The sequence below is a fragment of the Pseudomonas sp. PIC25 genome (genome assembly GCF_002286785.1).
Classification (GTDB): Bacteria; Pseudomonadota; Gammaproteobacteria; order Pseudomonadales; family Pseudomonadaceae; genus Pseudomonas_M.
In genome coordinates this window covers 1-20079 of the sequence record NZ_MUJY01000172.1, presented here as the reverse complement: position 1 = coordinate 20079, position 20079 = coordinate 1, and the positions used below count along the sequence as shown (strand labels likewise).

At 58.9% G+C, this 20079-nt stretch carries 31 protein-coding genes and 1 pseudogene; 2 read left to right on the top strand and 30 right to left on the bottom strand.

All coding sequences use genetic code 11. The features are described 5' to 3' along the window. Positions 1 to 35 precede the first annotated feature (35 nt). Entirely contained in the window at positions 36 to 2876 is a 2841-nt protein-coding gene (gene uvrA / locus BZL41_RS22405; protein WP_095601307.1) for an excinuclease ABC subunit UvrA, read from the top strand. A gap of 102 nt (positions 2877 to 2978) precedes the next feature. Further along, positions 2979 to 4247 carry a M14 family zinc carboxypeptidase gene (locus BZL41_RS22400; protein WP_095601306.1) on the top strand — a complete coding sequence of 423 codons (1269 nt, stop codon included), beginning with the start codon at positions 2979 to 2981 and terminating at the stop codon, positions 4245 to 4247. Between the two features lie 66 nt (positions 4248 to 4313). Here BZL41_RS22400 and BZL41_RS22395 read toward each other — a convergent pair whose 3' ends face one another. The 30 genes and pseudogenes from BZL41_RS22395 to BZL41_RS22250 form a co-directional block, all read right to left on the bottom strand. After that, the gene (locus tag BZL41_RS22395; protein ID WP_095601305.1) at positions 4314 to 5771 is read right to left on the bottom strand and encodes a catalase; all 1458 of its coding nucleotides are present in this window, start codon (positions 5769 to 5771) and stop codon (positions 4314 to 4316) included. Positions 5772 to 6135: 364 nt separating this feature from the next. After that, positions 6136 to 6525 carry a 50S ribosomal protein L17 gene (rplQ, locus tag BZL41_RS22390; protein WP_084339567.1) on the bottom strand — a complete coding sequence of 130 codons (390 nt, stop codon included), beginning with the start codon at positions 6523 to 6525 and terminating at the stop codon, positions 6136 to 6138. 44 nt (positions 6526 to 6569) lie between these two features. Further along, the gene (rpoA, locus tag BZL41_RS22385) at positions 6570 to 7571 is read right to left on the bottom strand and encodes a DNA-directed RNA polymerase subunit alpha (RefSeq protein ID WP_084339566.1); all 1002 of its coding nucleotides are present in this window, start codon (positions 7569 to 7571) and stop codon (positions 6570 to 6572) included. 22 nt (positions 7572 to 7593) lie between these two features. Beyond that, complete coding sequence (gene rpsD, locus BZL41_RS22380; protein ID WP_095601304.1) at positions 7594 to 8214, bottom strand: 30S ribosomal protein S4; 621 nt, start codon at positions 8212 to 8214, stop codon at positions 7594 to 7596. 16 nt (positions 8215 to 8230) lie between these two features. Next, positions 8231 to 8620: a 30S ribosomal protein S11 gene (rpsK, locus tag BZL41_RS22375; RefSeq protein WP_003093689.1), complete on the bottom strand. Its 390-nt coding sequence runs from the start codon at positions 8618 to 8620 to the stop codon at positions 8231 to 8233. Between the two features lie 30 nt (positions 8621 to 8650). Then, a complete protein-coding gene (rpsM, locus tag BZL41_RS22370; RefSeq protein WP_084339564.1) occupies positions 8651 to 9007 on the bottom strand; it encodes a 30S ribosomal protein S13 in 357 nt (118 codons plus the stop codon). A gap of 133 nt (positions 9008 to 9140) precedes the next feature. Continuing rightward, positions 9141 to 9257: a 50S ribosomal protein L36 gene (gene rpmJ / locus BZL41_RS22365; RefSeq protein WP_002555468.1), complete on the bottom strand. Its 117-nt coding sequence runs from the start codon at positions 9255 to 9257 to the stop codon at positions 9141 to 9143. A 28-nt stretch (positions 9258 to 9285) separates the two neighbouring features. After that, positions 9286 to 10614 carry a preprotein translocase subunit SecY gene (gene secY, locus BZL41_RS22360; protein WP_095601303.1) on the bottom strand — a complete coding sequence of 443 codons (1329 nt, stop codon included), beginning with the start codon at positions 10612 to 10614 and terminating at the stop codon, positions 9286 to 9288. Then, positions 10615 to 11049: a 50S ribosomal protein L15 gene (gene rplO, locus BZL41_RS22355; RefSeq protein WP_095601302.1), complete on the bottom strand. Its 435-nt coding sequence runs from the start codon at positions 11047 to 11049 to the stop codon at positions 10615 to 10617. A 3-nt stretch (positions 11050 to 11052) separates the two neighbouring features. After that, positions 11053 to 11235: a 50S ribosomal protein L30 gene (gene rpmD / locus BZL41_RS22350; RefSeq protein ID WP_084339561.1), complete on the bottom strand. Its 183-nt coding sequence runs from the start codon at positions 11233 to 11235 to the stop codon at positions 11053 to 11055. Between the two features lie 2 nt (positions 11236 to 11237). Continuing rightward, complete coding sequence (gene rpsE / locus BZL41_RS22345; protein WP_028629279.1) at positions 11238 to 11738, bottom strand: 30S ribosomal protein S5; 501 nt, start codon at positions 11736 to 11738, stop codon at positions 11238 to 11240. Positions 11739 to 11741: 3 nt separating this feature from the next. After that, on the bottom strand, positions 11742 to 12092 hold the full coding sequence (gene rplR, locus BZL41_RS22340) for a 50S ribosomal protein L18 (protein WP_084339560.1): 351 nt from the start codon (positions 12090 to 12092) through the stop codon (positions 11742 to 11744). A 10-nt stretch (positions 12093 to 12102) separates the two neighbouring features. Then, a complete protein-coding gene (rplF, locus tag BZL41_RS22335) occupies positions 12103 to 12636 on the bottom strand; it encodes a 50S ribosomal protein L6 (protein WP_084339559.1) in 534 nt (177 codons plus the stop codon). A 12-nt stretch (positions 12637 to 12648) separates the two neighbouring features. After that, positions 12649 to 13041, bottom strand: coding sequence for a 30S ribosomal protein S8 (gene rpsH, locus BZL41_RS22330; RefSeq protein ID WP_084339558.1), 393 nt, complete (start codon positions 13039 to 13041; stop codon positions 12649 to 12651). Positions 13042 to 13226: 185 nt separating this feature from the next. Then, complete coding sequence (rpsN, locus tag BZL41_RS22325) at positions 13227 to 13532, bottom strand: 30S ribosomal protein S14 (RefSeq protein WP_084339557.1); 306 nt, start codon at positions 13530 to 13532, stop codon at positions 13227 to 13229. A 12-nt stretch (positions 13533 to 13544) separates the two neighbouring features. After that, a complete protein-coding gene (gene rplE, locus BZL41_RS22320) occupies positions 13545 to 14084 on the bottom strand; it encodes a 50S ribosomal protein L5 (RefSeq protein ID WP_084339556.1) in 540 nt (179 codons plus the stop codon). Positions 14085 to 14104: 20 nt separating this feature from the next. Next, entirely contained in the window at positions 14105 to 14419 is a 315-nt protein-coding gene (gene rplX / locus BZL41_RS22315) for a 50S ribosomal protein L24 (RefSeq protein WP_084339555.1), read from the bottom strand. Between the two features lie 12 nt (positions 14420 to 14431). Next, positions 14432 to 14800, bottom strand: coding sequence for a 50S ribosomal protein L14 (gene rplN, locus BZL41_RS22310; RefSeq protein ID WP_003448734.1), 369 nt, complete (start codon positions 14798 to 14800; stop codon positions 14432 to 14434). Between the two features lie 23 nt (positions 14801 to 14823). Further along, positions 14824 to 15090, bottom strand: a complete 267-nt coding sequence (gene rpsQ, locus BZL41_RS22305) for a 30S ribosomal protein S17 (protein WP_084339554.1) — start codon at positions 15088 to 15090, stop codon at positions 14824 to 14826. Between the two features lie 2 nt (positions 15091 to 15092). Further along, positions 15093 to 15284: a 50S ribosomal protein L29 gene (rpmC, locus tag BZL41_RS22300; RefSeq protein WP_016490538.1), complete on the bottom strand. Its 192-nt coding sequence runs from the start codon at positions 15282 to 15284 to the stop codon at positions 15093 to 15095. Then, a complete protein-coding gene (gene rplP, locus BZL41_RS22295; protein WP_028238758.1) occupies positions 15284 to 15697 on the bottom strand; it encodes a 50S ribosomal protein L16 in 414 nt (137 codons plus the stop codon). The genes rpmC and rplP overlap by 1 nt, the downstream gene beginning before the upstream one ends. A 12-nt stretch (positions 15698 to 15709) precedes the next feature. Continuing rightward, complete coding sequence (gene rpsC, locus BZL41_RS22290) at positions 15710 to 16396, bottom strand: 30S ribosomal protein S3 (protein ID WP_084339553.1); 687 nt, start codon at positions 16394 to 16396, stop codon at positions 15710 to 15712. 13 nt (positions 16397 to 16409) lie between these two features. Then, entirely contained in the window at positions 16410 to 16742 is a 333-nt protein-coding gene (gene rplV / locus BZL41_RS22285) for a 50S ribosomal protein L22 (RefSeq protein ID WP_003103908.1), read from the bottom strand. A gap of 13 nt (positions 16743 to 16755) precedes the next feature. Next, the gene (gene rpsS, locus BZL41_RS22280; protein ID WP_084339552.1) at positions 16756 to 17031 is read right to left on the bottom strand and encodes a 30S ribosomal protein S19; all 276 of its coding nucleotides are present in this window, start codon (positions 17029 to 17031) and stop codon (positions 16756 to 16758) included. A 16-nt stretch (positions 17032 to 17047) separates the two neighbouring features. After that, a complete protein-coding gene (gene rplB / locus BZL41_RS22275; RefSeq protein ID WP_095601301.1) occupies positions 17048 to 17869 on the bottom strand; it encodes a 50S ribosomal protein L2 in 822 nt (273 codons plus the stop codon). 14 nt (positions 17870 to 17883) lie between these two features. Further along, positions 17884 to 18183, bottom strand: a complete 300-nt coding sequence (gene rplW / locus BZL41_RS22270; RefSeq protein ID WP_095601300.1) for a 50S ribosomal protein L23 — start codon at positions 18181 to 18183, stop codon at positions 17884 to 17886. Next, complete coding sequence (rplD, locus tag BZL41_RS22265; protein WP_084339549.1) at positions 18180 to 18782, bottom strand: 50S ribosomal protein L4; 603 nt, start codon at positions 18780 to 18782, stop codon at positions 18180 to 18182. The genes rplW and rplD overlap by 4 nt, the downstream gene beginning before the upstream one ends. Before the next feature lie 15 nt (positions 18783 to 18797). After that, the gene (gene rplC / locus BZL41_RS22260) at positions 18798 to 19433 is read right to left on the bottom strand and encodes a 50S ribosomal protein L3 (protein WP_095601299.1); all 636 of its coding nucleotides are present in this window, start codon (positions 19431 to 19433) and stop codon (positions 18798 to 18800) included. Between the two features lie 84 nt (positions 19434 to 19517). Then, the gene (rpsJ, locus tag BZL41_RS22255) at positions 19518 to 19829 is read right to left on the bottom strand and encodes a 30S ribosomal protein S10 (protein ID WP_003463313.1); all 312 of its coding nucleotides are present in this window, start codon (positions 19827 to 19829) and stop codon (positions 19518 to 19520) included. Between the two features lie 154 nt (positions 19830 to 19983). Then, a pseudogene (locus BZL41_RS22250) lies at positions 19984 to 20079 on the bottom strand (elongation factor Tu); the annotation flags it as partial.

Here is a 20079-nt window from a genome sequence, read left to right as displayed (position 1 = left end):
ACTCGCGGGTTTCCGCCCGTCATGCGAGGGTGTTCGTGGACAAGATCCTGATCCGTGGGGCACGCACCCACAACCTGAAGAACATCGACCTCACCCTGCCACGCGACAAGCTGATCGTGATCACCGGCCTGTCTGGCTCCGGCAAGTCGTCCCTGGCGTTCGATACACTGTATGCCGAAGGCCAGCGCCGCTATGTCGAGTCTCTTTCGGCCTATGCCCGGCAGTTCTTGTCGATGATGGAAAAGCCCGACGTGGACACCATCGAAGGGCTTTCCCCGGCCATTTCCATCGAGCAGAAGTCGACATCGCACAACCCGCGCTCGACCGTCGGCACCATCACCGAGATCTATGACTACCTGCGTCTGCTTTACGCGCGGGTCGGTACGCCGCGCTGCCCGGATCATGACATTCCCCTGGAAGCGCAGACGGTCAGCCAGATGGTCGACCAGGTCCTCGCCTTGCCGGAAGGCCGTCGGCTCATGCTGCTGGCGCCAATCGTTCGCGAGCGCAAGGGCGAGCACCTCGCTGTGTTCGATGAAATGCGCGCCCAGGGCTTCGTCCGCGCACGGGTCAACGGCAAGCTCTACGAACTCGATGAGCTGCCCAAGCTGGACAAGCAGAAGAAGCACTCCATCGATGTCGTGGTGGACCGCTTCAAGGTTCGCGAGGACCTGCAACAGCGCTTGGCGGAATCCTTCGAGACGGCGCTGAACCTGGCCGATGGCATCGCGCTGGTGGCCCCCATGGAGGACGATGAAGGCGAAGAGATGATTTTCTCCGCACGCTTCGCCTGCCCGGTGTGCGGCCACTCGATCAGCGAGCTGGAACCCAAGCTGTTCTCCTTCAACAACCCGGCCGGTGCCTGCCCCACCTGTGATGGTCTGGGCGTGAAGCAGTTCTTCGATGCGCGCCGGCTGGTCAATGGCGAGCTGACCCTGGCCGAAGGCGCGATTCGCGGCTGGGATCGACGCAACGTCTATTACTTCCAGATGCTCGGCTCGCTGGCGGCGCATTACGGCTTCAGCCTGGACAAACCGTTCGACGACCTGTCCGCCGAGGATCAGAAAGCGATCCTGTACGGTTCCGGGCGCGAGAACGTCGAATTCCGCTACCTCAACGACCGGGGCGACATCGTCAAGCGCGCCCACCCGTTCGAAGGCATCATCCCGAACCTCGAGCGCCGCTACCGCGAGACGGAATCCACCACGGTGCGCGAGGAGCTGGCCAAGTTCCTCAGCACCCAGCCCTGCCCCGACTGCCGTGGCACCCGCCTGCGCCGCGAGGCGCGCCATGTCTGGGTCGGCGAAAAGACGCTGCCGGCGGTCACCGGACTGCCGGTGGGCGATGCCTGCGATTACTTCGGCAATCTGCATCTCACCGGTCGCCGCGGCGAGATCGCCGAGAAGATCCTCAAGGAAATCCGCGAACGCCTGCAATTCCTCGTTAACGTCGGCCTCGACTACCTGACCCTGGACCGCAGCGCCGACACGCTTTCCGGCGGCGAGGCCCAGCGCATCCGCCTGGCCAGCCAGATCGGCGCCGGCCTGGTGGGGGTCATGTACATCCTCGACGAACCCAGCATCGGCCTGCACCAGCGCGACAACGAGCGCCTGCTGGCCACCCTCACCCACCTGCGCAACCTCGGCAACACGGTGATCGTGGTGGAGCACGACGAGGATGCCATCCGCCTTGCCGACTATGTCGTGGACATCGGTCCGGGCGCCGGCGTGCATGGCGGTCGGATCGTCGCCGAAGGCACGCCGGACGAGGTCATGCGTCACCCGGATTCACTGACTGGCAAATACCTGTCCGGCCGCGAGAAGATTCGCTACCCGGCCAAGCGCACCCCGCGCGACAAGAAGAAGCTGCTCAAGCTCAAGGGCGCTCGCGGCAATAACCTGCAGAGCGTCGACCTGGAAGTTCCGGTCGGCCTGCTGACCTGCATCACCGGCGTGTCCGGCTCGGGCAAGTCGACGCTGATCAATAACACCCTGTTCCCGATCACCGCGACGGCCCTGAACGGCGCCACCTCGTTGGAAGTCGCCGCGCACGACAGCTTTGACGGCCTGCAGCACCTGGACAAGGTGGTGGACATCGACCAGAGCCCGATCGGCCGCACCCCACGCTCCAACCCGGCCACCTACACGGGCCTGTTCACGCCGATCCGCGAATTGTTTGCCGGTGTGCCGGAAGCCCGCTCGCGCGGCTATGGCCCGGGGCGCTTCTCGTTCAACGTCAAGGGCGGCCGCTGCGAGGCCTGTCAGGGCGACGGGGTGATCAAGGTGGAAATGCACTTCCTGCCGGATATCTACGTTCCCTGCGACGTCTGCAAGGGCAAGCGCTACAACCGCGAAACCCTCGAGGTGAAGTACAAGGGCAAGAGCATCCATGAAGTGCTGGAAATGACCATCGAGGAAGCCCGCGAGTTCTTCGACCCGGTTCCTGCCGTGGCGCGCAAACTGCAAACGCTGATGGACGTGGGGCTTTCCTACATCAAGCTGGGACAGAGCGCGACTACCCTGTCCGGCGGCGAGGCGCAGCGGGTCAAGCTGTCCCGCGAGCTGTCCAAGCGGGATACCGGCAAGACGCTCTATATTCTCGACGAACCTACCACCGGCCTGCATTTCGCGGATATCCAGCAACTGCTCGACGTACTTCATCGCCTGCGCGACCACGGCAACACCGTGGTAGTGATCGAGCACAATCTGGACGTGATCAAGACCGCCGACTGGATCGTCGATCTAGGGCCGGAAGGTGGATCGCGCGGTGGGCAGATCATCGCTACCGGCACACCGGAAGAAATCGCCGGCATGCCGCAGTCCTATACCGGGCATTTCCTCAAACCGCTGCTGGAACGCGATCGCGCCGCCAGTTGACTCCAAGCGCAACGCAACCTTCCATGCCCGTGCCGGGTCCAATCAGGACCCCGCCGGGCCGTGTAAGGCGGGGCCTTCCCGTCTTGCACAAGGAGAGTTCCCATGCGTCTTCCGATTGCTGCCTTCCTCCTCGGCGCCGGCCTGCTGCCTGGCATCGCCACCGCCGCGGAACCCAATGGCCCCTGGGTCACCGACGAACAGAACGTCTCGCTCGAAGGCTTCATGAGCAACGAGCAGCTATACGATCAACTCGCTGCCCTGGCTCGACGCTCCAAGGGTGTACTGGCGCTGGAGCAGATCGGCACCAGCGGAAAAGGCCGGCCCATCTGGCTGGCACGGCTCGGCACTGCGGACAAGCCGACCGTAATGATCATGACCCAACAGCACGGCAACGAACCCCACGGTACCGAGGCCGCACTCGATCTGATCCGCAAGCTGGCCACCGGGGGCACGTTTTCCCGAAAGGTCCTGGATCATGTGCAGGTGCTGTTTATTCCCAGGGTCAATCCGGACGGGACCGCGCTGTTCACACGCGGAAACGCCGATTTCAGCGCACCGGAAACCAGCGCCAGTTGCCTGAAGGCCGATGGCACCGTCGACCCGGCCAAACTGAACCAGGGCCTCGGCGGCAACGTCACCGCCTACACGAACGCCGATGGCCAGCGCCACTGGAGCTATGACATCAACCGCTACCATTGGCCGGACTGGGGTCAGAGCACACAGATATTGTGCAACCCAGGGCTTGCCGATCAGCGCCATTTCAACCCCGCCCAGAACCCGGTCCCGGAAGCGACAGCAGTGCGCACGGCCTATGACCGCTATCAGCCCATCTGGCTGGTCGATGTGCACAACCAGAATCCAGCGGTCGTTCTCGAGGATGCCGACCCGGACATCAATCGCCCGGATCGCCAGGTCACCGGCTCCATTACCTGGCCGACCAACGACGATGTCGCCCAGGCCGCCGTAGACTTGTCGAAGCAGATGAGCGTGGTCATGAAGCGTCGCTCCATGGAGCTGGGCAACATGGAGATCACCAATTACTTCTATCAGTACCCGGACGGCAGCATTCGCCGTGGTGGCGGCGAGCCCGGCATCGCCCGCAACGCCTACGCCCTGTTGGCCACACAGCGGCTGAACAGTGGAACCAGCGGCCCCATGGGGGGTAGCGTTCTAATGGAGATCACCGGGTTGAACAGCCGTGGCCAGAAGTCCATCGGCATGCTGCGCAACAATGTCAGGGAAATGCTGGAAGCGCTCCTGTTGGCCAGCGCAGACGGCAGCCTGTATGCCATCGACCCGGCCGAAGCCGACCGTATCCTGCCTCCAGGCCAGGAAACCGACAAACCTCTGCCCAACCCGCACGACGAATAAATCCGCACGAATGGAAAAGGCCGCAAGCATGTGATGTGCTTGCGGCCATTTCGCGACGTCAATGCTTTACATCACTTCGCTGGCGGCAATCCCCAGTCCTTCGGCAATACCGTGGCCGTAGGCCGGGTCGGCTTTGAGGAAGTGGCCGATCTGACGCAACTGGACATCACGGGTTACCGTGTGCATCGCCCCGACGATGTTGCCGATCAGCAGGGCCTGCTGCTCGGGGGCCATGAGACGGAACAAGGCACCGGCCTGACTGTAGTAATCGCCGTCCTCCCGATGATCGTAACGATCCGCCACACCACTCAAGGCCAACGCCGGCTCGGCATACTGGGGCGCCTGCTCTGGCGCGTTGGTATAGCTATTCGGCTCATAGTTGGGCGCCGAGCCACCGTTACCGTCGAAGCGCATGGCGCCGTCGCGCTGATAGTTATGGTATGGACAACGCGGCGCGTTCACCGGCAACTGCTGATGGTTGGTGCCAACCCGGTAACGGTGCGCATCGGCATAGGCGAAGACTCGTCCTTGCAGCATCCGATCCGGGGATAGACCAACGCCGGGAATGACATTGCTCGGTGCAAAGGCTGCCTGCTCCACCTCGGCGAAATAGTTCAGCGGGTTACGGTTCAATTCGATGACACCGACCTCGATCAGCGGGAACTCTTTCTGCGACCAAGTCTTGGTCACATCGAACGGGTTCTCGTGATGCTGGGTAGCCTGCTCCTCGGACATCACCTGGATACACACACGCCATTTCGGAAACTCGCCCCGTTCGATGGCAGCGAAGAGATCGCGCTGGGCATAATCCGGATCGGTTCCGGCCAGACGTGCAGCCTCCTCTGGGCTCAAGTTCTTGATGCCTTGCATCGACTTGTAGTGCCACTTCACCCAATGCCGTACGCCTTGGGCATTGATCAGGCTGAAGGTATGGCTACCGAAGCCATGCATGAAGCGATACCCGTCCGGAATGCCACGATCCGAAAACAGAATGGTGATCTGGTGCAACGCCTCAGGCGACAATGACCAGAAGTCCCACATCATCTGCGGACTCTTCAGGTTGGTTTGCGGATCACGCTTCTGGGTATGGATGAAGTCCGGGAATTTCAGCGGGTCGCGAATGAAGAACACCGGCGTATTGTTCCCCACCACATCCCAGTTGCCTTCTTCGGTGTAGAACTTGATGGCAAAACCACGCGGGTCACGCTCGGTATCGGCCGAGCCACGTTCACCTCCAACGGTGGAGAAACGAAGGAACAAGGGGGTTTGCTTGCCCACGGACTCGAACAGTTTGGCACGGGTGTAACGCGTGATGTCCTGGGTCACGGTAAAGGTGCCATACGCGCCGGAGCCCTTGGCGTGAACTCGACGCTCCGGAATCACCTCACGATTGAAGTGGGCGAGCTTCTCGACCAGATGAAAATCATCGAGCAGCAACGGACCACGAGGCCCCGCCGAACGGGAATTCTGGTTGTCAGCGATCGGGCTGCCGCTGGCAGTGGTAAGTATCGGTTTCTGACTCATGCGCTCTCTCCTCTCAGCCTTACCGAAATCGGTTAGTACGGAAAGGGTATCGAGACGGCTAAAAGAGAGCTAATGCATTAGCCGTAACGGCCTGATAGATAATAGTAAAACAAGGACGGACTCGAGCGGCCCTACTGCGCACGCTAGTCACGGCTGTAAAGCCAATGGGAAATCGAGACACAGGACTTGAGCAGACATGGAGCCGGCCACCTTCGGAGGATCGTCGGGAGGCAACCAGAAACCTATCCGAGCCGTTCTTGCAAGGATGCCAAGTTCACTTGTAAAGGTCTGCCAATCCCAACCTGTCCCAGTTACTCGGCATAAAAAAACCGGGCATAGCCCGGTTTTCTAACAGCGTCCGAAGTTACTCGGCAGCAGCTTCTACCGCGCCGCCGACCGGACGGTCGACCAGCTCGACATAAGCCATCGGGGCATTGTCGCCAGCGCGGAAACCGCACTTGAGGATGCGCAGGTAGCCACCCTGACGGTTGGCGTAGCGCTTGCCCAGATCGTTGAACAGCTTGCCTACGGCAGCTTTCGAGCGAGTGCGGTCGAAAGCCAGACGACGGTTGGCGACGCTGTCTTCCTTGGCCAGGGTGATCAGCGGCTCGGCAACGCGACGCAGTTCCTTGGCCTTGGGCAGGGTGGTTTTGATCAGTTCGTGCTCGAACAGCGACACCGCCATGTTCTGGAACATGGCCTTGCGGTGGGCGCTGGTGCGGCTCAGATGACGGCCACTTTTACGATGACGCATGGTTCAATTCCTTACCAAACTTGTTCGTTCGGTGGTGATGACGATCAGGCCGTAGCCTTGTCGTCTTTCTTCAGACTTGCCGGCGGCCAGTTGTCGAGGCGCATACCGAGGGACAAACCACGGGAAGCCAGAACGTCCTTGATCTCGGTCAGGGACTTCTTGCCCAGGTTCGGAGTCTTCAACAGCTCTACTTCGGTGCGCTGAATCAGGTCGCCGATATAGTAGATGTTCTCCGCCTTCAGGCAGTTGGCCGAACGTACGGTCAGCTCGAGGTCGTCGACTGGACGCAGGAGGATCGGATCAATCTCATCTTCCTGCTCAACAACCACCGGCTCGCTGTCGCCCTTGAGGTCGACGAACGCGGCCAACTGCTGTTGCAGGATGGTCGCGGCACGACGGATGGCCTCTTCGGGATCCAGGGTACCGTTGGTTTCCAGATCGATAACCAGCTTGTCCAAGTTGGTGCGCTGCTCGACACGGGCGTTTTCGACCACGTAGGCAACACGACGGACCGGGCTGAAGGAAGCGTCCAGCTGCAAGCGACCGATGCTGCGGCTTTCGTCTTCGTCGCTCTGACGCGCGTCAGCCGGCTCGTAGCCGCGACCGCGAGCGATCTTGAGCTTCATGTTCAGGGCGCCGTTATCCGCCAAGTTGGCAATCACGTGATCGCCGTTGACGATTTCGACATCATGATCCAGCTGAATATCGGCAGCAGTGACCACGCCCGAACCTTTCTTGGAGAGGTTCAGCGTTACTTCGTCACGGCCGTGCAACTTGATAGCCAGACCTTTGAGGTTGAGCAGGATTTCGATGACATCTTCCTGCACGCCTTCGATAGCGCTGTACTCGTGGAGCACGCCATCAATTTCGGCCTCGACTACTGCACAGCCGGGCATGGAGGACAACAGGATGCGACGCAACGCGTTGCCCAGGGTATGGCCGAAACCACGCTCGAGAGGCTCGAGCGTGATCTTGGCGCGGGTCGGACTGACCACCTGCACATCGATATGGCGGGGGGTCAGGAACTCATTTACCGAACTCTGCATGGATACACCTATTTTCTAGCCCTTACTTGGAGTAGAGCTCGACAATCAGGTTTTCGTTGATGTCGGCGGACAGATCGCTACGAGCCGGTACGCTCTTGAACACACCGGATTTCTTCTCTGCGTCCACTTCCACCCACTCGACACGACCGCGCTGAGCGCACAGTTCGAGGGCTTGGGCGATGCGCAGCTGGTTCTTCGACTTTTCACGCACAGCAACCACGTCACCCGGCTGAATCTGGAACGACGGAACGTTCACGGTCTTGCCGTTGACACTGATGGCCTTGTGAGAAACCAACTGACGGGATTCGGCACGAGTGGCACCGAAACCCATGCGGTAGACGACGTTGTCCAGACGGCACTCGAGCAGCTGCAGCAGGTTCTCGCCGGTAGCGCCTTTCTTGCGGGCAGCTTCCTTGTAGTAACCGCTGAACTGACGCTCCAGTACACCGTAGATACGGCGGACTTTCTGCTTTTCACGCAGCTGGGTGCCGTAGTCGGACAGGCGACCACGGCGTTGGCCATGGATACCGGGAGCGGATTCGATGTTGCACTTGGATTCGAGCGCGCGAGCACCACTCTTCAGGAAGAGGTCGGTACCTTCACGACGAGACAGTTTGCACTTGGGACCAATGTAACGAGCCATTTCTCACTGTCTCCTATTACACGCGACGCTTCTTCGGCGGACGGCACCCGTTGTGCGGGATCGGCGTCACGTCGGTGATGCTGGCGATTTTGTAGCCGCAGGCGTTCAAAGCACGCACAGCGGACTCGCGACCCGGGCCCGGACCCTTGACGTTAACGTCGAGGTTCTTCAGACCGTATTCCAGAGCAGCCTGGCCGGCACGCTCGGCAGCCACCTGGGCAGCGAACGGAGTGCTCTTACGGGAACCGCGGAAGCCCGAGCCACCGGAGGTAGCCCAGGACAGGGCATTGCCCTGACGGTCAGTGATGGTCACGATGGTGTTGTTGAAAGACGCGTGGATATGGGCGATGCCATCAACCACCGTCTTTTTGACTTTCTTACGAGGACGAGCAGCAGGTTTTGCCATGACTAGATTCCTGTCGATTCGCGAATGCGATTACTTGCGGATCGGCTTACGCGGGCCCTTACGGGTGCGCGCGTTGGTCTTGGTACGCTGACCGCGGACCGGCAGGCCACGGCGATGACGCAGACCGCGGTAGCAGCCCAGATCCATCAAGCGCTTGATCTTCATGTTGACTTCGCGACGCAGGTCACCCTCAGTGGTGATCTTGGCCACTTCGCCACGCAGCAACTCGATCTGCTCGTCGGAGAGATCCTTGATTTTCGCCGCCGGATTTACGCCAGCAGCAGCGCAGATGCTCTGCGCAGTGGTGCGACCAACACCGTAGATGTAGGTCAGCGAGATAACAGTATGCTTGTTATCTGGAATGTTGACGCCTGCAATACGGGCCATTCAGTGGAACTCCAATTGACAGCTACCCACACCCTGGAAGCCAAGAAATAGGGCGCGGGATATTAGCGCTGTAATAACAAAGAATCAACCCGACAGCGCACTAGCTGCCGGGCTCATTACGCGTGAATCACAATCAGCCTTGGCGCTGCTTGTGACGCGGCTCCGCACTGCAGATCACGCGAACGACACCTTCGCGACGGATGATCTTGCAGTTACGGCACAGCTTCTTCACCGATGCACGAACTTTCATCACCAACTCCTCGAACCTTACGGACACGTCAGCGGAGCATGCCGCTGCCGTAACCCTTCAGGTTGGCTTTTTTCATCAGGGATTCGTACTGGTGGGAAACGAGGTGCGATTGTACTTGGGACATGAAGTCCATCACAACCACAACCACGATCAGCAACGAGGTCCCGCCAAGGTAGAACGGTACGTTGGCCGCCACCACCAGGAACTGGGGCAACAAGCATACGGCCGTCATGTACAGGGCACCGAACATGGTCAAGCGGGTCAACACGCCATCGATATAGCGCGCAGACTGCTCGCCCGGACGAATACCCGGAATAAAGGCACCGGACTTCTTCAGGTTTTCCGCTACGTCCTTCGGGTTGAACATCAGAGCCGTATAGAAGAAGCAGAAGAAAATGATCCCTGCACTAAACAGCAGAATGTTCAACGGCTGACCGGGAGCAATCGACTGAGCGATGTCCTGCAACCACCCCATGCCCTCACCCTGACCGAACCAGGACCCCAGAGAGGCCGGGAACAACAGGATGCTGCTGGCGAAAATAGCCGGAATGACACCAGCCATGTTCACCTTCAGAGGCAGGTGACTGGTTTGCGCAGCAAAAACCTTGCGGCCTTGCTGACGCTTGGCGTAATGCACCGCAATACGGCGTTGCCCACGCTCGATGAACACCACAAAACCGATGATCGCTACCGCCAGCAGACCGATGGCAAGCAAGGCGATGATGTTGATATCGCCTTGACGGGCAGACTCGAAAGACTTCCCGATTGCCGACGGCAAGCCAGCCACGATGCCTGCGAAAATCAGCATCGAGATACCGTTGCCGACACCGCGCTCGGTGATTTGCTCACCCAACCACATCATGAACATCGCCCCCGCCACGAAGGTGGTGACAGCTACGAAGTGGAAGCCGAAATCGGTAGTGAACGCTACGCCCTGGCTCGCCAGGCCGATCGACATGCCGATGGCCTGGACGAATGCCAGGACGAGAGTGCCGTAGCGGGTGTACTGGCTGATCTTGCGACGGCCAGCTTCCCCTTCCTTCTTCAACTGTTCCAACTGCGGGCTGACGGCTGTCATCAACTGCATGATGATCGATGCCGAGATGTACGGCATGATCCCCAGCGCGAAGATACTCATCCGTTCCAGCGCACCGCCGGAAAACATGTTGAATAGGCTAAGAATGGTCCCCTCGTTCTGCCGGAACAGGTCGGCCAGCCGGTCAGGGTTGATACCTGGTACTGGGATATGCGCTCCAATCCGGTAGACGATGATCGCCAGGAAAAGGAAACGCAGTCGAGCCCAGAGTTCGGACAACCCGCCATTGCTGAGCGCGGAGAGAGCACCTTGCTTAGCCATTTATTCCTCGATTTTGCCGCCAGCTGCTTCGATGGCCGCACGCGCACCCTTGGTGGCGGCGATGCCTTTCAGGGTGACCGCACGACCAACCTCGCCCGAGAGCATGATTTTCACACGCTGCACGTTCTGGTTAATGACGTTGGCATCCTTCAGCGCCTGCACAGTAACGATGTCGCCTTCCACCTTCGCCAGCTCGGAAGTACGCACTTCAGCGCGATCCATAGCCTTCAGGGAAACGAAACCGAACTTGGGCAGACGGCGGTGCAGAGGCTGCTGACCGCCCTCGAAACCGGGAGCAATCTTGCCGCCGGAACGGGAGGTCTGGCCTTTATGGCCACGGCCGCCGGTCTTGCCCAGACCGCTACCGATACCACGGCCCGGACGCAGCTTTTCGCGACGGGCACCCGGCGCGGAACGCAGATCGTTCAGTTGCATGGATTAACCCTCCACACGCAGAAGGTAATAGGCCTTGTTGATCATGCCGCGGTTTTCAGGAGTATCCTGAACTTCAACGGTATGACCGATGCGACGCAGGCCGAGACCCTTGACGCAAGCCTTGTGATTGGCCAGACGGCCGTTCAGGCTCTTGACCAAGGTGACCTTAACAGTTGCGTTAGCCATGATCAGAGAATCTCCTCGACGCTCTTGCCACGCTTGGCCGCGACCGATTCCGGAGACTGCATGTTCTTCAGCCCTTTGAAAGTGGCGTAAACCACGTTCACCGGATTGGTCGAGCCGTAGCACTTGGCCAGGACGTTTTGAACACCAGCCACTTCCAGAACGGCACGCATGGCACCGCCGGCGATGATACCGGTACCTTCGGAAGCCGGCTGCATGAACACCTTAGAGGCGCCATGAGCGGACTTGATCGGGTACTGCAGAGTGGTGCCGTTCAGATCGACCTGGATCATGTTGCGGCGAGCCGCTTCCATAGCCTTCTGGATGGCGGCGGGGACTTCGCGGGACTTACCGCGACCGAAACCGACACGACCCTTGCCATCACCAACCACGGTCAGCGCGGTGAAGGTGAAAATACGGCCACCCTTAACGGTTTTGGCGACGCGATTAACCTGAACCAGCTTCTCGATGTAGCCTTCGTCGCGCTTTTGCTCGTTATTTGCCATAACTTAGAACTCCAGCCCGCCTTCACGAGCAGCATCGGCCAATGCCTTAACACGACCGTGGTACTTGAAGCCAGAACGATCGAACGCCACCTGAGTGACACCGGCGGCTTTCGCACGCTCAGCCACCAGCTGACCAACCTTCTTGGCCGCGTCGACGTTGCCGGTGGCACCATCACGCAGTTCTTTGTCCAAGGTCGAGGCGCTGGCCAGGACCTTGCCGCCGTCGGCCGAAATGACCTGGGCGTAAATGTGCTGGGAAGAGCGGTACACGCAAAGGCGTACGGTTTCCAGCTCGCGCATTTTCAGGCGTGCCTTGCGAGCGCGACGCAGACGAGTTTCTTTCTTTACGCTCATTTGCTATGCCCTACTTCTTCTTAGCTTCTTTACGACGGACGACTTCGTCCGAGTAACGTACGCCCTTGCCTTTATAAGGCTCCGGCCGGCGGAAGTCGCGGATCTCAGCAGCCACCTGACCTACCAGCTGCTTGTCGATACCCTTGATCAGGATGTCGGTCTGGCTGGGAGTCTCGGCAGTGACACCTTGCGGCAACTCGTAATCCACCGGATGAGAGAAGCCAAGAGCCAGAGACAGCACCTGACCTTTGGCCTGAGCCTTGTAACCAACGCCAACCAGCTGAAGCTTGCGCTCGAAGCCCTGGCTGACACCGATAACCATGTTGTTGACCAAGGCACGAGTAGTGCCAGCCATGGCCTTGTTCTGCTGATCGCCATTACGAGCAGCGAAACGCAGCTCGCCCGCCTCATGGGTGACTTCCACGGACGGATGTACGTTCAGATCCAGCGCACCCTTGGCACCTTTCACCGAAAGGACCTGGCCGACCAGTTTCACTTCCACGCCGGCGGGCAGCTTGACGGGGTTCTTAGCAACGCGAGACATGCTTATCCCCCCTTAGAACACTGTGCAGAGCACTTCGCCGCCAACGCCAGCAGCGCGAGCAGCACGATCAGTCATCACACCCTTGTTGGTGGAAACGATCGAAACGCCCAGGCCACCGCGAACTTTCGGCAACTGGTCGACGGACTTGTACTGGCGCAGGCCAGGACGACTAACGCGCTTGAGCTCTTCAATGACCGGACGGCCTTCGAAATACTTAAGCTCGATGGACAGCAACGGCTTGGCGTCGCTGCTGACTTGGTATCCGGTGATATAACCTTCGCTCTTCAGAACGTTGGCGACTGCCACCTTCAGCTTGGAAGACGGCATGCTAACCACGGTCTTCTCAGCCATCTGGGCATTACGGATACGAGTTAGCATGTCCGCTAACGGGTCCTGCATACTCATGGGCTAGATGCTCCTGAAACAAAAAGAAAGCCTTGCGGCTGTATCCACCTGAGCGCCACGAAAACCCGGGCTCAGGAGAGCCGGTCATTCTAGAGACTGCTCAGAAATGAATCAAGCCCCAAAAGGGGCTTGATTCGATTCGCCGTGAACGGGGAGGCAAGCCTCCGACGCTCACTACGTACGCCTTACCAGCTGGCCTTGACCAGACCCGGTACGTCACCACGCATAGCGGCCTGACGCAGCATGTTACGGGCAAGCCCGAACTTGCGGTAAACGCCATGAGGACGACCGGTCAGGCGGCACCGATTGCGCAGACGGGAAGCGCTCGCATCACGCGGCTGCTTCTGCAGGGCAATTTGAGCCTCCCAACGCGCTTCCGGAGTGGAGTTCGGGTTGGCGATGATAGCTTTCAGCTCAGCACGCTTCTTGGCGTACTTGGCTACCGTTTGCTGACGCTTCAGCTCACGGTTCTTCATGCTCTGTTTGGCCATTTCCTACTCCAATCAGTTGCGGAACGGGAAGTTGAAGGCGCGCAGCAGAGCACGACCTTCATCATCGGTACGGGCGGTAGTGGTCAGAGTGATATCCAGACCACGGAGCGCATCGATCTTGTCGTAATCGATTTCCGGGAAGATGATCTGCTCTTTCACGCCCATGCTGTAGTTGCCGCGTCCGTCGAAGGACTTGGCATTCAGGCCGCGAAAGTCACGTACGCGCGGCAGGGAGATGGAAAGCAGACGGTCCAGGAACTCGTACATCCGATCGCGACGCAGAGTGACCTTGACACCGATCGGCCAGCCTTCGCGGATCTTGAAACCAGCGATGGACTTGCGAGCGTAAGTCACAACCGGCTTCTGACCGGTGATCTTCTCCAGGTCGGCGACGGCGTTCTCGATGACCTTCTTGTCACCTACCGCTTCGCCAAGACCCATGTTCAGGGTGATTTTGGTAACGCGCGGAACTTCCATCACGTTGGCCAGCTGAAGTTGTTCTTTCAGCTTGGGCGCGATTTCCTTCCGATAAATCTCTTTTAGTCGTGCCATGGTGATCTACCTAGCAGTGCTCAAGCATCAACCGGCTTTTGGGTCGACTTGAAGACACGAATTTTTTTGCCTTCTTCTACCTTGAAACCAACGCGGTCAGCCTTGTTGGTTTCAGCATTGAAGATGGCCACGTTGGAGGCGTGCAGCGGCGCCTCTTTCTCGACGATCCCGCCCTGTACACCCAGCATCGGGTTCGGCTTGGTATGGCGCTTGACCAGGTTGATCCCGCCGACGACCAGACGGTCGTCCGCGAGAACCTTGAGCACCTTGCCACGCTTGCCCTTGTCTTTGCCGGCGATGACGATGATCTCGTCGTCACGACGAATCTTTTGCATGACGGCTTCTCCTTACAGCACTTCAGGGGCGAGCGAAACGATCTTCATGAACTTCTCAGAACGAAGCTCACGAGTCACAGGCCCGAAGATACGAGTGCCGATCGGCTCCTGCTTGTTGTTCAGCAGAACAGCAGCGTTGCCGTCGAAACGGATGATCGAGCCATCAGGACGACGAACGCCGTGCTTGGTGCGGACCACGACAGCGGTCATCACCTGGCCCTTCTTCACCTTACCGCGCGGAATCGCTTCCTTCACGGTGACCTTGATGATGTCGCCAATGCCGGCGTAACGACGGTGAGAACCGCCCAACACCTTGATGCACATGACGCGACGAGCGCCGCTGTTGTCGGCCACATCGAGCATGGATTGAGTCTGAATCATAACTTTCTCCGACCCTTAGTCTCTTAGACTTCCACCGCGCGCTCGACGACTTCCACCAGCATCCAGGACTTGGTCTTGGCCAGCGGACGGGTCTCGCGAATGGTGACCTTGTCGCCGATACGGCACTGGTTGGTTTCGTCGTGGGCGTGCAGCTTGGTCGAACGCTTCACGTATTTACCGTAGATCGGGTGCTTCACGCGGCGCTCGATCAGGACGGTGATGGTCTTGTCCATTTTGTCGCTGACGACACGGCCGGTCAGCGTACGGACGGTTTTCTGAGCTTCAGCCATGATTACTTACCTGCTTGCTGGTTGAGCACAGTTTTCACGCGAGCGATGTCGCGCTTCACTTGCGAGAGCAGGTGAGACTGCCCCAACTGGCCAGTTGCCTTCTGCATACGCAGATTGAACTGGTCGCGCAGCAGGCCGAGCAGTTGCTCGTTCAGCTGCTGTACGGATTTTTCACGAAGTTCATTCGCTTTCATCACATCACCGTCCGCTTAACAAAGGAGGTGGCGAGCGGCAGCTTTGCAGCGGCCAGGGCGAAAGCCTCACGCGCCAGCTCTTCGGAAACACCCTCGATCTCGTAGAGCACCTTGCCCGGTTGAATCTGGGCTACCCAGTACTCGACGTTACCCTTACCTTTACCCATACGTACTTCGAGGGGCTTCTTGGTGACGGGCTTATCGGGGAACACGCGGATCCAGATCTTGCCGCCACGCTTTACGTGACGGGTCAAGGCACGACGTGCGGCCTCGATCTGACGAGCAGTGAGACGACCACGGCTCACGGATTTCAGAGCAAATTCGCCGAAGCTGACTTTGCTACCGCGCTGAGCCAGACCACGGTTGTGGCCGGTCATCTGCTTACGGAACTTCGTACGCTTTGGTTGCAACATTTGGCGTACCCCTTACTTAGCAGCTTTTTTACGAGGAGCGGGCGCTTGCGGCTTGAGCTCTTCCTGGCGGCCACCGATGACCTCACCCTTGAAGATCCAGACCTTGACGCCAATCACACCGTAGGTGGTGTGCGCTTCATAGGTGGCGTAATCGATATCGGCACGCAGGGTGTGCAGGGGCACACGACCTTCGCGATACCACTCGGTACGGGCGATTTCCGCACCGCCGAGGCGACCGCTCACCTGAATCTTGATGCCCTTGGCACCAATACGCATGGCGTTCTGTACCGCGCGCTTCATGGCACGACGGAACATGACGCGACGCTCCAGCTGCTGGGCAACGCTCTGAGCAACCAACATTGCATCGAGCTCCGGCTTGCGGATCTCTTCGATGTTGATGTGCACCGGCACACCCATTTGCTTGGTCAGGTCCTGACGCAGCTTTTCGACATCCTCACCCTTCTTGCCGATCACGATGCCGGGACGGGCGGTATGGATGGTGACACGTGCGGTTTGGGCCGGACGTGCGATATCGATGCGGCTTACGGACGCGCTTTTTAGTTTGTCTTGGAGGTACTCACGAACCTTCAGGTCGGCCAGCAGATAGTCCGCATAGGTGCGCTTATCTGCATACCAGACCGAAGTGTGCTCCTTGACGATTCCCAGGCGGATGCCAACGGGATGTACTTTCTGACCCATCTGATCGACTCCGTTACTTGTCCGCAACCTTGACAGTGATATGGCAAGACCGCTTGACGATGCGATCAGCGCGGCCCTTGGCGCGCGGCATGATGCGCTTAAGCGAACGCCCTTCGTTGACGAAAACGGTGGAGACCTTGAGGTCATCCACGTCCGCGCCTTCGTTGTGCTCGGCGTTGGCCACGGCCGACTCCAGCACTTTCTTCATGATCTCGGCGGCTTTCTTACTGCTGAAAGCCAGGAGGTTGAGCGCTTCGCCCACCTTCTTCCCGCGGATCTGGTCGGCGACCAAGCGGGCTTTCTGGGCGGAGATTCGAGCGCCCGACAGCTTAGCGGCTACTTCCATCGTTCCTTACCCCTTAACGCTTGGCTTTCTTGTCCGCAGCGTGCCCGCGATAGGTGCGGGTAGCGGCGAACTCGCCCAGTTTGTGGCCGACCATGTCCTCGTTGATAAGAACCGGAACATGTTGACGACCGTTATGCACAGCGATGGTCAGACCAACCATCTGCGGCAGGATCATGGAGCGACGCGACCAGGTCTTAACCGGCTTGCGATCACCCTTTTCCACCGCCACTTCGACCTTCTTCAGTAGGTGAAGATCGATAAAAGGACCTTTTTTCAGAGAACGCGGCACTGTCGTATCCCTCTAGTTACTTACGGCGGCGGACGATCATGTTGTCGGTGCGCTTGTTCGCACGAGTCTTCGCGCCCTTGGTCGGGAAGCCCCATGGCGACACCGGATGACGACCACCCGAGGTACGACCTTCACCACCACCATGCGGGTGATCGACAGGGTTCATCGCCACACCGCGAACGGTCGGACGAATACCACGCCAGCGCTTGGCACCAGCCTTGCCCAACGAGCGCAGGCTGTGCTCGGAGTTCGAGACCTCACCCAGGGTCGCACGGCACTCTGCCAGGACCTTGCGCATCTCACCGGAGCGCAGACGCAGAGTTACGTATGCACCCTCGCGAGCCACCAGCTGAACGGAGGCACCTGCGGAGCGAGCGATCTGAGCGCCCTTACCAGGCTTCAGCTCAACACCGTGAATAGTGCTACCAACCGGAATGTTGCGCAGCGGAAGAGTGTTGCCCGCCTTGATAGGCGCGTTGACACCGGAAATCAGCTGATCACCAGCGCTAACACCCTTCGGAGCGATGATGTAGCGACGCTCACCGTCGGCATACTTCAGCAGTGCGATGTGGGCAGTACGGTTCGGATCGTATTCGATACGCTCAACGGTGGCAGGAATGCCATCCTTGTTGCGACGAAAATCGACCAGGCGGTAATGCTGTTTGTGACCACCACCTATGTGACGGGTAGTGATACGGCCATTGTTGTTACGGCCGCCAGACTTGGACTTCTTCTCGACCAGCGGAGCGTAAGGAGCGCCTTTGTGCAGCTCCTGACCAACCACTTTGACCACGAAACGGCGGCCAGCGGAAGTCGGTTTGCATTTAACGATTGCCATGATGCACCCCTTCCTTACTCAGCACTGCTGGCGAAATCGAGATCTTGGCCCGGTTGAAGGGCGATATACGCCTTCTTCCAGTCGTTACGCTTGCCCAGCCCGCGAACGGTACGCTTGGTCTTACCCTTCACATTCAGGGTGGTGACGCGCTGCACCTTCACGTTGAACAGGCTTTCGACGGCCTTCTTGATTTCCAGCTTGGTTGCATCGGTAGCAACCTTGAAAACGAATTGGCTCTTGCTGTCCGCCAGCACAGTGGCCTTCTCGGAGACGTGCGGACCAAGCAGCACTTTGAATACGCGTTCCTGGTTCATCCCAGCAGCTCCTCGAACTTTTTCACCGCGGACACGGTGATCAGCACCTTGTCATAGGCGATCAGGCTGACCGGATCGGAACCCTGTACGTCGCGAACGTCGACGTGCGGCAGGTTGCGCGCAGCCAGATAGAGATTCTGATCAACAGCATCGGACACGATCAGAACATCGTTCAGCCCCATGCCGTTCAACTTGCCCAGCAGAGCCTTAGTCTTCGGCGCATCGACACCGAACTCTTCGACGACAACCAGACGATCCTGACGCACCAGCTCGGAGAGGATGGAGCGCAGAGCTGCGCGATACATCTTCTTGTTGAGCTTCTGCTCATGATTCTGCGGACGAGCAGCGAAGGTAACACCACCGCCACGCCAGATCGGACCACGAGTGGTACCAGCACGAGCACGACCAGTGCCCTTCTGACGCCACGGACGTTTGCCGCCACCAGAGACATCGGAACGGCTCTTCTGTTGCTTGCTGCCCTGACGACCTCCGGCCATATAGGCCACGACTGCCTGGTGCACGAGGGTCTCGTTGAACTCGCCGCCAAAGGTGCGCTCGGAGACTTCGATCGCCTGAGCGCCATTTACATTCAATTGCATCTCAGCATTCCCCTCTTAACCGCGAGCCTTGGCTGCCGGACGCACGACGACATCACCACCGGTAGCGCCAGGAACGGCACCCTTGACCAGCAGCAGATTACGTTCAGCGTCGACACGCACAATTTCCAGGGACTGCACGGTCACGCGCTCAGCGCCCATATGACCGGACATCTTCTTGCCCTTGAACACACGACCAGGAGTCTGGCACTGGCCAATGGAACCAGGGACGCGGTGGGAAACAGAGTTACCGTGAGTGTTGTCCTGACCACGGAAGTTCCAGCGCTTGATGGTACCGGCAAAGCCCTTACCCTTGGACTGACCTGTGACATCCACCAACTGGCCTACCTGGAACAGCTCGACACTGAGTTGATCACCCGCCTGATACTCGCCTTCTTCCAGACGAAATTCCAAGACGCTACGACCAGCAGCGACATTGGCCTTGGCGAAGTGACCGGCCTGAGCCTTGGTCACGCGAGAAGCACGACGCTCACCGACAGTCACCTGTACGGCGCGATAGCCATCGCTCTCTTCAGTTTTGAACTGGGTGACGCGATTCGGCTCGACCTCAATGACCGTAACCGGAATGGAGACACCTTCTTCGGTGAAAATGCGGGTCATGCCGCACTTACGACCGACTACACCAATAGTCATTTTTAAAACCTCTTGAGTGTACGGGGCTTTCACCCGCTATGGCCGCCCATTTCAGAGCGTTACACGACCAAAACCTGGCAGGTTTTAGCCGAGGCTGATCTGCACTTCCACGCCAGCCGCAAGATCGAGCTTCATCAGCGCGTCGACCGTTTTATCGGTCGGCTGAACGATGTCCAGCACACGCTTATGGGTACGAATTTCATACTGATCGCGCGCGTCTTTGTTGACGTGCGGAGAGACCAGTACGGTGTACCGCTCTTTGCGGGTAGGCAGAGGAATCGGACCACGCACCTGAGCACCAGTACGTTTCGCGGTTTCCACGATTTCCTGGGTAGATTGATCGATCAGGCGATGGTCAAAAGCCTTCAACCGAATACGGATTTGTTGGTTTTGCATTTTGACCTCAGACTCCAAGTTGCCATCCCCACCGGACGCAATACGCCCGATAAAAGGAGGCGCAATTGTACGGATGAGCCCAGGGGGTGTCAATAAATGATCAATAATAGAAAAGGCCCCCGAAGGGGCCTTTCCATTACCGCGAGACCTTCGATTACTCGATGATCTTGGCAACCACGCCGGCGCCGACGGTACGACCACCTTCGCGGATCGCGAAGCGCAGGCCGTCTTCCATGGCGATCGGAGCGAT